The organism is Pseudomonas sp. S3E17 (genome assembly GCF_024168685.1).
GTDB lineage: Bacteria > Pseudomonadota > Gammaproteobacteria > Pseudomonadales > Pseudomonadaceae > Aquipseudomonas > Aquipseudomonas marginalis.
Map to the genome: position 1 here is coordinate 1,892,516 of NZ_JALJWE010000001.1, position 13,309 is coordinate 1,905,824.

8 protein-coding genes are annotated in these 13,309 nt (G+C 62.7%); 3 read left to right on the top strand and 5 right to left on the bottom strand.

From position 1 onward, the window contains the following. Positions 1-7 precede the first annotated feature (7 nt). Positions 8-322 (top strand): SCP2 sterol-binding domain-containing protein, encoded by a 315-nt coding sequence (locus J3D60_RS07995; RefSeq protein ID WP_065927178.1) that lies wholly within the window; start codon positions 8-10, stop codon positions 320-322. Between the two features lie 67 nt (positions 323-389). Here J3D60_RS07995 and J3D60_RS08000 read toward each other — a convergent pair whose 3' ends face one another. Both J3D60_RS08000 and J3D60_RS08005 read right to left on the bottom strand, forming a co-directional pair. Further along, positions 390-3,026 carry a glucosidase gene (locus J3D60_RS08000; RefSeq protein WP_253490797.1) on the bottom strand — a complete coding sequence of 879 codons (2,637 nt, stop codon included), beginning with the start codon at positions 3,024-3,026 and terminating at the stop codon, positions 390-392. A 69-nt stretch (positions 3,027-3,095) separates the two neighbouring features. Further along, positions 3,096-4,505, bottom strand: a complete 1,410-nt coding sequence (locus tag J3D60_RS08005; protein WP_253490799.1) for an OprD family outer membrane porin — start codon at positions 4,503-4,505, stop codon at positions 3,096-3,098. A 288-nt stretch (positions 4,506-4,793) separates the two neighbouring features. Between J3D60_RS08005 and J3D60_RS08010 the strand changes: the two genes are divergently transcribed. Further along, positions 4,794-6,170, top strand: coding sequence for a VOC family protein (locus J3D60_RS08010; RefSeq protein WP_253490801.1), 1,377 nt, complete (start codon positions 4,794-4,796; stop codon positions 6,168-6,170). A gap of 250 nt (positions 6,171-6,420) precedes the next feature. Here the strand turns inward: J3D60_RS08010 and J3D60_RS08015 are convergent, their stop codons facing one another. Then, positions 6,421-6,645 (bottom strand): DUF465 domain-containing protein, encoded by a 225-nt coding sequence (locus J3D60_RS08015; protein WP_065941960.1) that lies wholly within the window; start codon positions 6,643-6,645, stop codon positions 6,421-6,423. Positions 6,646-6,820: 175 nt separating this feature from the next. On the opposite strand from J3D60_RS08015, the gene tkt reads away from it, so the two are divergent. Beyond that, positions 6,821-8,878 (top strand): transketolase, encoded by a 2,058-nt coding sequence (gene tkt / locus J3D60_RS08020; protein WP_253490803.1) that lies wholly within the window; start codon positions 6,821-6,823, stop codon positions 8,876-8,878. 119 nt (positions 8,879-8,997) lie between these two features. Here the strand turns inward: tkt and uvrA are convergent, their stop codons facing one another. After that, complete coding sequence (gene uvrA, locus J3D60_RS08025; protein ID WP_253490805.1) at positions 8,998-11,517, bottom strand: excinuclease ABC subunit UvrA; 2,520 nt, start codon at positions 11,515-11,517, stop codon at positions 8,998-9,000. Further along, entirely contained in the window at positions 11,514-13,226 is a 1,713-nt protein-coding gene (locus J3D60_RS08030; RefSeq protein WP_253490807.1) for an ATP-binding protein, read from the bottom strand. Before J3D60_RS08030 ends, uvrA begins: the two co-directional genes overlap by 4 nt. Between the last annotated feature and the right edge of the window lie 83 nt (positions 13,227-13,309).

Genomic DNA, 13,309 nt, shown 5'->3' on the forward strand with positions numbered 1-13,309 from the left:
CGAAACCATGACTGACGTAGCTAAAGCCGTAGAAGCAATGAAAGCCAAATTCAACCCAAGCGCTGCCGAAGGCTTGGACCTGGTGTTCGGTTTCCGTATCGACGACACCAAGAACTTTTCCCTGGTGGTCAAAGACAAGACCTGTGAACTGCTGGAAGGCGAAAACCCGGACGCCCAAGTGACCCTGGTCATGGACAGCGAGACCCTTGAGGGCATCGTCGACGGCTCCACAGACGGCATGCAGGCCTTCATGGGCGGCAAGCTGCGCACCGAAGGCGACATGATGCTGGCCATGAAGCTGAGCGAACTGTTCCCTTCCTGATTCACGGGCAACCCTGAATCTCTGTGGGAGGGGGCAAGCCCCTCCCACATTTGGTCTACGGTGGTATTCAGATCCTGGGCTGTAGCAGCAACGCCACCAACGCACTCCATCCGGTCTGGTGCGAAGCCCCCAACCCCCGCCCCGTCTCGCCATGGAAATACTCATGGAACAACACCAGGTCACGACTGGCCGGGTCCGCCTCCAACTGCGCATACCCCGCCATCGACGGTCGTGAACCGTTTTCATCCCGCAGAAACAGGCGGGTCAAGCGCTGGCTGAGGCTGTCGGCCACGTCCTCCAGGGATGCCAGATACCCGCTGCCCGTGGGGTATTCCACCGAAAAGTTGTCCGCGTAGTAGCGGTGAAATTCCCGCAGCGATTCGATCAGCATGTAGTTCACCGGCATCCACAAGGGCCCGCGCCAATTGGAGTTGCCGCCGTACAGGCGCGAGTCGGATTCACCCGGCTGGTAACGGGCGCACAGGGTGTCGCCATTCATCTTCAGCGCCAGTGGCTGCTCGGCGAACGCCTTGGACAGGGAGCGCACGCCAAAGGCCGAGAGGAATTCGTCGTCATCGAGCATGCGCCGCAGCAAATCCTTGGTGCGCTCGCCACGCAACAGCGCCAACAACAGGCGATTGCCCTGGCCCGGTTCGTTCCAGCGCGACACCAGTTTGGCCAGGTCCGGCCGGTGATGCATGAAACCCAACAACCGTTCACGCAACCCTTCCAGCCCCTCGTGTTCGCGCTGCTCCAGCACCAGCACGGCAAACAACGGCATCAGGCCGACAATGGAGCGCAGGCGCACCGGCTCGTTCTGGCCGTCGGGACGGTGCAGTACGTCGTAGAAGAACAGGTCCTGCTCGTCCCACAGGCCTTCGGCGCTGTCGTCAACACGGTTGATGGCGCCGGCGATGTACAGGAAGTGCTCGAAAAACTTCACGGCAATATCGACGTACACGACATTGCGTTTGGCCAGCTCGAGGCCGATGCGCATCAAGTCCAGCGCATACGCCGCCACCCAGGCGGTGCCGTCGGCCTGATCGAGCTGATACCCCGGCGGCAACGCGGCCGAGCGGTCGAACAAGGCGATATTGTCCAGCCCCAGGAAGCCGCCCTGGAACAGGTTGCGACCCTCGGCGTCCTTGCGGTTGACCCACCAGGAAAAATTCAGCAGCAGCTTGTGGAAGATCCGCTCGAGGAAATCCAGGTCGCCCACACCGGTCAGCGCCTTGTCCTGCTGGTACACGCGCCAGCTGGCCCAGGCATGCACCGGTGGGTTGGCGTCGTCGAAGCGCCATTCATAGGCCGGCAGTTGGCCGTTGGGGTGCATGAAGCGGTCCTTCACCAGCAACAACAACTGTTGCTTGGCATACCCCGGATCGATCAGGGCAAACGCCACCGCCTGGAAGCCCTGGTCCCAGGAGGCGTACCACGGGTATTCCCAGGTGTCGGGCATGGACAGGATGTCGAAGTTGGACAGGTGCCGCCAATGGGTATTGCGGATATGCAGGCGCTCGGGCGGTGGCGCGGGCTGGGCGGGGTCGCCGTCGAGCCACTGGTTCACATCGAAATAGTAGAGCTGCTTGGACCACAGCAAGCCAGCCAGGGCCTGGCGCTGCACATTGCGCGCATCGTCATCGGCGATGCCTTGCTGCAAGGCGGCGTAGAAGTCATCAGCCTCCTGGCGCCGCTGTTCAAACAGTTTGCGCGCGTTGACCTCGGGCGCGTCCACGGGCGCAAGGCGCAGGTAAAGGCTTTGGCTTTGCAGGCCCGCCAGTTCAAGGATAAAGCGCGCGGCAACCTTGGTACCGGTGTCGCGACGAATCGCAGCGTCCAGCCCTTCAACCACATAATCGTTGATCCCGTCCTTGAACGGCCCCGGCGCCGGTTGCCCGCCCAGTCGCGGGAAGTTGCTCTCGTTTTCACAGAACAGCCATTCCATGCCCTCCTGCCCCCAGGCGCTGAGGCGCAGATCGGGCAGTGCATGATGACGGGCCAGCACGTGTTCGCCGTCCAGCCTCAACTGCGGCTTGGGCGCATCCGAGGTCCAGCTCCAGTCATTGCGCGCCCACAGCTGCGGCAGCACCTGCAGGCGCGTCGGCTGCTGCGAACGGTTGTGCACGGTGACGCGCATGAAAATATCGTCGGGCTGGTGCTTGGCGTATTCGACGCTGACGTCGCAGTAATGGTTGTCTTCGAACACGCCGGTATCAAGGATCTCGTACTCGGCATCGCCCAGCCCACGCCGGGCGTTTTCGGCGATCAGGTCGGCGTAGGGAAAGGCGGCATGGGGGTATTTGTAGAGCATGCGCATATAGGCATGGCTGGGCACACCGTCGACGAAAAAGTACAGTTCCTTGACGTCTTCACCGTGGTTGCCCTCGGCGTTATTCAGGCCGAACAGGCGCTCCTTGAGGATCGCGTCGCGCTCGTTCCACAGGGCCAGGCCCAGGCACCAGCGTTGCGCCTTGTCGCTGAAGCCGGCCAGGCCATCCTCGCCCCAGCGGTAGGCGCGGCTGCGTGCATGTTCATGGGGGAAGTAAGCCCAGGCATCGCCGTCGGCGCTGTAGTCTTCGCGCACCGTGCCCCATTGGCGTTCGCTCAGATAGGGGCCCCACTCGCGCCAACGCTCGGCCTCCGGCGTCGCCAGGCGTTGGCCTTCAATCGTGTCCAGTATTCGGGTGTCGGGTGTGGCCGTCATCGGGTCCTCCATCGCCTACCAGGTGAGGAGCAGTGTAGAGCCCAATGACGCCCGGGTGCACATGAAGACTTAGAAGATGGCGTAGGTGTAGTTGAAGATCAGGCGGGTCTGGTCCTGGTCGGCGGTGCCGGTGTTTTTGCCGTGATAGGTGCCGGTACGCAAGGTGGTACCGAAGCCTTTCAGAGGACCGGCCTGCACCACGTAGTCCAGGCGGAAGTCGGTTTCGTTTTCTTTCTGGTCAGGGCCACCGGCGACCTTCGACTTGATATCCGTACCGTCCAGGTAGGCCACGGACGCTTTCAGGCCCGGCACGTAGGCCTTGAAGTCATACGCATACTGCCCGAAGTTGACCTGCTCGCCCGCCCGGGAGAACTGGCCCACCACCGCATCGGTGAACAGGTAGAAGTCGCTGCCGCCGGCGCCTTGGGCATGGGGATCGGCAAGGCTGCCCTGGTTGACCCAGACAAAACCACCATCGTCACCCACGCCAATGTGGCCAAGCATCAAGCTGCTGCCACCCAGTTGGTAGGTGAACGCGGCACTGTAGGTTTTGTTGTCCACTTCGTTGGCGTGCTTGGCGTAGCCGCCGTTGTTGTTGAATTGGTAGCCACTCTCGCCATTCTTGCCGTCGCTGCTGCTGTCGAAGTAACGCAGGTCGGTCTTGAACGACTGGTCGTTGCCCAGGGGCAGCACGTGGACCAGGCCGACGTAGTTCTGTTTGTAGAAGTCCTGCAACTGGGCGTAGTAGTACTGCAACGTCAGGTTTTTTGCGATGGCGTTGTCGGACGAACCAAACGGCTTGTAGTCCACCCCACCGAACTTGAAGCTGTCGCTGTCGCGCGTACCGCCGGCCACGCTCAAGCCCGTGGAGTTGCTGGAGGCACGGCCTTCGACGCGGTTCAGCTCGCCGCCGGTGAAGGTGACGTTGGGAATATCGTTGGAGGTGAGGATGCCGCCGTCAAAGGTTTGCGGCGCCACGCGGCTGTCGTTGGAGACCAGGATCGGCAGCACCGGCGCCAGGCCACCACCGACATGCAACTCGGTCTGGGAAATGCGGAACTTCACGTTACCGGCCGCGCGACCGAAGGAGTCGGCCGGCTCGGTGCCGTTGTTTTTGGTCGGGAAGAAGCTGTTGCCATTACCCGCCAGGCCCGGGCCCGCAGTGTGACCATCGCCGCCGTCCAGGCGCAGGGCGCCGAAGGCCATCACGTCGAAACCCAGGCCAACGGTGCCTTGGGTGAAGCCGGATTTGTAGTCGAAACGCAGCGCGGTAGCAGCTTCGCGCAAGTCGTTGTTGGTGCCCGAGCGGTTATCTGCGCTGTAGTACATGGTCCGCGAACTGACGGACGCATGGCTGTCTTCGAGAAAGCCGCTGTGGCCATTGCCCGTGCCCAGCGCGCCGAGCCCGAAGTCATCAGCGTAAGCCTGTTGCGCAAGAACGGCGGCGGTGATCGACAGCGCCAGTGTAGAAATTTTCATTAACTGCGGCCCCTGAATGTTTTTTTATCGTGTTTGGCGTGCAAACCCACTGTCGGCTCTGCAAACGTGACGATTCTTTCATGCCGGCCAGGGCGGACCTCGTGAAGCTTTCTTTAGAAAAGGGCCTGGAAAATGAAATTTCCCTGCCGCCGTTTTTTGTCATATTCACGTCATTTCATTCATTTGCAGAATGAAGTCCAGAGGATTCTTCGTTTGCACGCCCGCCCACAGCCCAACAAAATCCAGGTATCGGCCGCGCCCATCAGCATCGTGATCAGGAATTTTTCTATGCACAGCACCGCACATGTCAGCCCCGACGAGATCCGCAAGGGCTTTTCCAAGGCCATGTCCGACATGTACCGAGATGAAGTTCCGCTGTATGGCGCACTGATGGAGCTGGTCGCCGCCACCAACGCCCACGTACTCGCCAGCGAACCGGACCTGGCGCAACAGCTGCAACGCACCGGTGAGATCCAGCGCCTGGACATGGAACGCCATGGCGCCATCCGTCTCGGCACCGCGGCGGAACTGGCGACCATCGGCCGCCTGTTCGCGGTGATGGGCATGCAGCCGGTGGGTTACTACGACCTGACCCCCGCCGGCGTGCCGGTGCACTCCACTGCGTTCCGTGCCGTGCACGAAAGCGCGCTGCAGACCAGCCCGTTTCGCGTGTTTACCTCGCTGCTGCGCCTGGAGCTGATCGAAAACCCCGAGCTGCGCGGGTTTGCCGAAACCGCCCTGGCCAAGCGCTCTATCTTCACCCCCCGCGCCCTGGCGCTGATCGAACAAGCGGAGAAGGACGGTGGCCTCAACGCTGCGGATGCCGATGAGTTTGTGCGCCAGGCCCTGGAAACCTTCCGCTGGCACCACACGGCGACCGTTACCGCCGCGCAGTACCAGCAACTCAGCGACCAGCACCGCCTGATCGCCGACGTGGTGGCCTTCAAGGGCCCGCACATCAACCACCTGACCCCGCGCACCCTGGACATCGACCAGGTCCAGGTCGCCATGCCCGGCAAGGGCATCACCCCCAAGGCCGTGATCGAAGGGCCGCCCCGCCGCCAGTGCCCGATCCTGTTGCGCCAGACCAGCTTCAAGGCCCTCGACGAACCCATCGCCTTCACCGATGCCCAGGGCAGCCACAGCGCGCGCTTCGGCGAAATCGAACAGCGTGGCGTGGCGCTGACGCCCAAGGGCCGTGCGCTGTACGACCAGTTGCTGAATGCCGCGCGCGACGAACTGGGTGCCTTCCCCAACGAGGGCAACGCCGCGCGCTACATGCAGTTGATGGAGCAGCACTTCCAGGCCTTCCCGGATAACCACGGGCAGATGCGTGAGCAGGATCTGGCCTACTTCCGCTACTTCGCCACGGAGAAAGGCCTGGCGGCACGCGGCCAGGCCGATCAACCGCGCACACTGGAGGCACTGGTCGCCGCCGGCCATGTGGCCGTCGAACCCTTGGTGTATGAGGATTTCCTGCCGGTGAGTGCGGCGGGGATTTTCCAGTCGAACCTGGGGGATGGGGCGCAGAGTCACTACGCGGCCAATTCGAACCAGGCCGAATTCGAGAAGGCCCTGGGGCGCAGGACTATCGATGAATTGAAGGTGTATGGCGAGACGCAGCAGCGCTCCATAGATGAATGCACTCGGGCACTGCTGGTGTAGAAACGGAAAGTGCCCACCCGGCTCACCGGCGCAATCCTTGCGCCGCAACAGTCCCCAGGGCCGGGCGGGATCATAGGCAGTGGCGTGAATGATGCCCCTAAGACAATCCTGAATAAATATGCCGTGCTTTTTGTAGGAGCGAGCTTGCTCGCGAAAAACTTGAGAACGCCGCGTTAAATCAGAAGAGCTGCGTAATCGTTGACGCTCTTCGCGAGCAAGCTCGCTCCTACCGGTGGGTCAAGATTTTCATTTAACCCAATCGCCCCACAATCTCGTCCTTGACCAACAGGCGTTTCTTCTTCAGCTTCTCCACCTCCTCATCGCTGGCCTTGGCCGATTCCGCCTTCAGCACCTCCCCGTCGGCCGCATCGTATTGAGTGAGCAGCGAGTCCAGGCGTTTGTCGTTCGCCCTGCGTTCGTGAACGGCTTCCTTGCTCAACCCCAAGTCCTGATACAGGTCGTGTTTCACTGGCATGGCGTACCTCCGCATGTTGATCAATGGCTTACCCCCTTGAAGCTAGCCCATTCCAGCCGGTCTTGTCATGTTCAGGGTCAATCCATCCCCGTTCGTCGCGGCGCGGGCATTGGGATCAAACCTTTGCCACCCCCCGCCCTCCACTGTAAATCGCCACCCGAGGGAGAACGGTTTCATGACTCATGCTGCCACCGCTGTCGACACCCAATGCATCAACACCCTGCGCACCCTGGCCATGGACGCCGTGCAGAAGGCCAACTCCGGCCACCCCGGCACGCCCATGGGCCTGGCGCCGGTGGGGTATACGCTGTGGAGCCGCTTCCTGCGTTACCACCCCGAGCATCCCGACTGGCCCAACCGTGACCGCTTTGTGTTGTCGGTGGGGCATGCGTCGATGCTGTTGTATTCGCTGCTGCACCTGGCCGGTGTGGTCGAGATCGATGCCCACGGCAAACGTTCGGGGCAACCGGCGATCAGCCTGGACGATATCAAGCAGTTCCGACAGATGAGTTCCAAGACCCCCGGCCACCCCGAGTACCGCATGACCACCGGCGTGGAAACCACCACCGGGCCGCTGGGCCAGGGCTGCGCCAACAGCGTCGGCATGGCCATGGCCGAGCGCTGGCTGGGCAAGCGTTTCAACCGCGACGGCCAGGTGCTGTTCGACTACAACGTCTACACCCTGTGCGGCGACGGCGACATGATGGAGGGCATCAGCAGTGAAGCCGCGTCCATGGCCGGGCACTTGAAGCTGGATAACCTCTGCTGGATCTACGACAACAACACCATCAGCATCGAAGGCCACACCGAGCTGGCCTTCAGCGAAGACGTGATCAAGCGCTTCCAGGCCTATGGCTGGCACACCGTGCACGTCACCGATGCGAATGACTTGCAGGCCTTGAGCGAAGCGCTGAACACCTTCAAGGGCAACACCGGCGCGCCGACCCTGATCGTGGTCGACAGCGTGATCGGCTACGGTTCGCCACACAAGCACAACACCGCCGCCGCCCATGGCGAGCCGCTGGGCGATGAAGAGATCCGCCTGACCAAAGCCGCCTATGGCTGGCCCGAAGACTCAAGCTTCCTGGTACCCGATGAGGCACGCACGGTACTGCGCGATGCACTGCTGGAGCGCAGCCAGCCGCTGTATGACGCCTGGAACCAGAACCTGTCGCAACTGGAGCAATACGTGCCCGAACGCGCCGACGAACTGCGCCGCATGCGCGCCGGCGAAATGCCGCAGAATTGGCAGGACGATTTGCCCAGCTTCGACACCGACGCCAAGGGTGTGGCCAGCCGTGCTGCCGGAGGCGAAGTGCTGAATGCGTTGGCCCAGCACATCCCCTGGCTGCTCGGCGGCTCGGCGGACCTGTCGCCGTCGACCAAGACCAACCTCACCTTCGACGGTGCCGGGCGTTTCAGTGCCGACGACTACAGCGGGCGCAACCTGCACTTCGGCATCCGCGAACACGCCATGGGCGCGATTGCCAATGGCATGGCGCTGTCCTACCTGCGGCCGTACACCTCGACGTTCCTGGTGTTCAGCGACTACATGAAACCGCCGATCCGCCTGGCCGCGATCATGGAGTTGCCGGTGGTGTTCGTGTTCACCCATGACTCGATTGGCGTGGGCGAGGATGGACCGACCCACCAGCCCATCGAACACCTGACCCAACTGCGCGCCACGCCGGGGTTGCTGACCCTGCGCCCCGGCGACGCGAATGAAACCCTGGAGCTATGGAAAGTTGCGCTGGCACAAACCCACCGGCCAAGTTGCGTGGTGCTGTCCCGCCAGCCCCTGCCTACGCTGGATCGTACAAAGTACGCGGCGGCCTCGGGTGCGGCCAAAGGTGCGTATGTACTGGCGGGAGCTGATGAGCCTAAGGTGATTCTGTTGGCAACGGGCAGTGAAGTCAGCCTGGCGGTCGCGGCGTATGAGCAGTTGAAAAGCGAAGGGATTGCCGCGCAGGTGGTTTCAATGCCCAGCTGGGAACTGTTCGAAGACCAGGACCAAGCCTACCGCGACAGCGTGTTACCGCCGGCAGTGAAGGCCCGGGTAGTGGTGGAACAGGCCGGCCCCTTGGGCTGGGACCGCTATGTCGGCCAGACCGGCGCCAAGGTGGTGATGAACAGCTTCGGCGCATCGGCGCCGCTGGCGAAGTTGCAGGAGCAGTTCGGGTTTACGGTTGAGAATGTGGTGAAGCAGGCCAGGGCACAGATCAACCTGACCTAACGCTGAGCAAAATGTGGGAGGGGGCTTGCCCCCGATAGCGGTGGCTCAGTCAAATTATTAGCGACTGACACTCCCTCATCGGGAGCAAGCCCCCTCCCACATTTGGACAACATCGCTTGTTAGAACAGCTCTCGGGCCAGGAATGGCGCGGTGCGGCTGGTTTTGTTTTTGGCCACCTTCTGCGGTGTCCCGCTGGCAACCACCTTGCCGCCCAGGTCCCCGGCTCCCGGTCCGATGTCGATCACCCAGTCACTCTGGGCCACCACGCGCATTTCATGTTCCACCACGACCACCGTATGCCCCCCATCCACCAGTTGATTGAGCTGGCTTAGCAGGCGGTCGACGTCCCGTGGGTGCAGCCCGGTGGTGGGTTCGTCCAGCACATACAACGTCGCGCCCCGGGCATTGCGTTGCAGCTCGGTGGCCAGTTTGATGCGTTGCGCTTCGCCGCCGGACAGTTCCGTCGCCGGCTGCCCAAGGCGCAGGTAACCCAGGCCGATATCCCGCAGCACGTGCAGTGAACGCAGTATCCCAGGTTGTTCGGCGAACACCTCCACCGCTTGTTCCACGGTCAGCCCTAGCACCTGGGCGATGCTCAGGCCTTGCCATTTGATTGCCAGGGTTTCGGGGTTGTAGCGTGCGCCATGACAGGTCGGGCACGGTGCATACACGCTGGGCATGAACAGCAATTCGACGCTGACAAAGCCCTCGCCTTCGCAGTTCGGGCAACGGCCCTTGGCGACGTTGAAGGAGAACTGCCCGGCGTCGTAATCGCGCTTCTTCGCCGCTGGCGTGGCGGCGAACAACTTGCGCACGTTGTCGAACAAACCGGTGTAGGTCGCCAGGTTGGAACGCGGGGTGCGGCCGATGGGTTTCTGGTCCACCTGCACCAGGCGGCGGATGTGCTCCAGGCCGGCACTGATGCGCCCGCCGCTGATTTGCGGGGCGTCGTCTTCCAGGCTCGGCTCTTCGTCGTTTTCCACCCGGCTGCCGAGGCCGCTGCCCACCAGTTCCAGCAGCGCCTGGCTGACCAGGCTGGACTTGCCCGAGCCGGAAATACCGGTGACCGCCGTAAAGCAACCCAACGGGACATCCACGCTCAGGTCCTTGAGGTTATTGCGCGTCACGCCTTCCAGGCTCAGCCAGCCGCTGGGTTCACGGCGCGCCGGGTTCCCAGGGCGCTTGTCGGCGAACAGATAGGCCCGGGTCTGCGACGCCTCAACGTCCGCCAGACCGGCCGGTGGCCCGCTGTACAGCACGTGCCCGCCATGCTCGCCGGCGGCCGGGCCCACATCGATCAGCCAGTCGGCGCGGCGCATGGTTTCCAGGTCATGTTCCACTACAAACAACGAATTGCCCGCCGCTTTCAAACGTTCGAGCGCGCTGAACAACGCTTCGCCATCCGCCGGGTGCAGGCCTGCCGAAGGTTCATCCAGCACATAGATCACCCCGAACAATTGCGAACCCAATTGCGTGGCCAAGCGCAGGCGCTGCAACTCCCCGGACGACAGGGTCGGCGTGCTGCGCTCCAGGGACAGATAGCCCAACCCCAATTCGATCAAGGTACTGACCCGCTCCAGCAGATCCTCGGCGATGCGCTGGGCCGCCAGGCGTTTTTCCACCGACAGCTTCATCTTGTCCTGCCCCGCCGCCACCGGCCGCAACAACGTGGCCAATTGCGTCAATGACAGTTGCGACAACTCGCCAATGTCCACCCCGGCAAACTTCACCGACAGCGCCGCCCGGGTCAGCCGCTTGCCCTCGCACAACGGGCAGGCGCTGCCCTGCATGAACTGCGACACGCGCTTCTTCATCAGCGCGCTTTGGGTGTGGGTGAAGGTGTGCAAAATGTAGCGCCGCGCGCCGCTGAACGTGCCCTGGTAGCTTGGCTCCAGCTTACGTTTCAGTGCATCGCGGGTTTGCGCCGGGGTGAAACCGGCATACACCGGTACGGTGGGGGTTTCTTCGGTGAACAGGATCCAGTCGCGCTGCTTTTTCGGCAGGTCGCGCCAGGGGACATCCACGTCATAGCCCAGGGTCACGAGAATGTCGCGCAGGTTCTGGCCCTGCCACGCCAAGGGCCAGGACGCCACCGCGCGCTGGCGGATGGTCAGGGACGGATCGGGCACCATCAGCGCCTCGGTCACTTCATACACACGGCCCAGGCCATGGCATTGCGGGCACGCGCCCTGGGGCAGGTTCGGCGAGAAGTCCTCGGCATACAGCATCGCCTGTCCCGGCGGGTAGCTGCCGGCACGCGAATACAGCATGCGGATCAGGCTCGACAGGGTGGTCACACTGCCCACTGAGGAACGCGCACTCGGCGTGCCGCGCTGCTGCTGCAACGCCACGGCGGGCGGCAGACCTTCGATGCTGTCGACATCAGGCACGCCGACCTGATCGATCAGGCGCCGTGCATAGGGCGCCACCGATTCGAAATAGCGGCGCTGGGCCTCGGCATACACCGTGGAAAACGCCAGGGACGATTTGCCCGAGCCGGAGACGCCGGTAAACACCACCAGGGCATCCCGGGGAATGTCCACGTCGACGTTCTTCAGGTTGTGTTCGCGGGCGCCGCGCACCTTTACGAATCCAAGGTGCTGGGCAGTGATCGGAGGCATGTTGCGCTGTGACGTCATGAACAACCTTGTCTGGCGGTGAGCACGCTGCGCAACCGTTGCGTCAGGGCCTCGGGGCTGTAGGGTTTGCTCAGCAAGTGAATGTCAGCGCTGAGCAGGTGATTGCTGGAGAGGATGTCGCGGGTGTGCCCTGAGGTGAACAGCACCGCCACCGGCGGCGTCTGGACGCGGGCCCACTCGGCCAGGTCAGTGCTTTTGATACGGCCGGGCATCACCACATCGGTGAAGATCAGGTCGGGCCGCACGCCGTCCTGCAAGGCTTGCATCGCGCGGTCGCCGTCTTCGGCGGTCAACACCGTGTAGCCTGCCTGTTCGAGCAGGTCCACCACGGTCACCCGCACATCATCGTTGTCCTCCACCACCAGGATGGTCTCCTGGCCCATGTCGTGGGGCACGGGTTCTGGGTGAGTCTCCTGGACTTCTTCGCCCAGGCTGCGCGGAAAGTACATTTGCACCACGGTGCCCTTGCCCTCCTCGCTCCACACGTCCACATGCCCACCGCTCTGGCGGACAAAACCAAACACCATGCTCAAGCCAAGGCCGGTGCCGTGGCCATCGCGCTTGGTGGTGAAAAACGGCTCGAACACCCGCGACAGGATCGCAGCCGGCATGCCCACGCCAATGTCGGTGACGGCCAGGCGCACATACTCGCCTGGCTTGATGCTTTTGCCGCGGCAATCCTTGGGGTTGAGGATGATGTTTTCGCCGGTGATGCGAATCACGCCTTCGCCTTTCATGGCGTCGCGGGCGTTGATCGCCAGGTTGAGCAGCGCATTTTCCAACTGGTTGCGATCGACGTTGATGCACCAGGAATCCTGGGGCAGCTGCACGTCGATATGAATGGTTTCACCCAACGCACGTTGCAGCAGTTCGCCCAGCCCGGCGTAGATGCGCTGCGGGTTATACACGGCCGGTGACAACGGTTGGCGCCGGGCAAAGGCCAGCAGCTGCGAGGACAGTTTGGCGCCCCGCTCAACCGCGGCGATGGCCGCCGTGACCCGCCGTTGCACCTGGGCATTCTCCGGTTCATGGCGGGCCAGCAGGTGCAGGTTGCCGGCGATCACTTGCAACAGGTTATTGAAGTCATGGGCCACGCCACCGGTCAGGCCACCAATCGCTTCGAGCTTTTGCGACTGGCGCAGTTGGTCTTCGGCGGCGGAGCGCGCCTGGACTTCGGCGGCCACCCGTTGCTCCAGGTTATGGGTCAACTCCTGGCGCACGCGTTCGGAATGCACATGGGCGGTGGTTTCCACCACAATCGCCAGCACGCCGGCCGGTTGCTGGTTATCCCCGGCGACGGGGCTGTAATAGAGATCCAGCCACACCGTTTCCGGCTGGCCGTTGCGCAGCAGTACCAGGTCTTTGTTGTTGAACGACAAGGTGCCGCCGGCCAGGCAGGTGTCCACCACATGGCGGTTGAAGTCGGCGACTTCCGGCCAGCCCAGCTCCACCGGCGTGCCGAGCAAATAAGGATGGCGGCCACCGGCAAACACCGAATAGCTGTCGTTGTAGATCATGTACCCCGCCGGCCCCCAGAGCATCACCATGGGCACGGGGGATGCCAGCATCATCTGCACGGTACAGGCGAGGCTGGTGGACCAGCGGTCAAGGGGTCCCAGGTCGGTGGTTGACCAGTCAAATGCGCGAATGCGCTGGGCCATTTCGCCGGCCCAACCTTCACAGCCGTGGGGGTCGGATAAGAATTGCATCGTTCGGCTCTGCGCAGAGAAAGGACGGTCGCAAAATTTGGAGCGTATCAAGGGGCGATGGTTTCATTTTGTATAAATTAGGG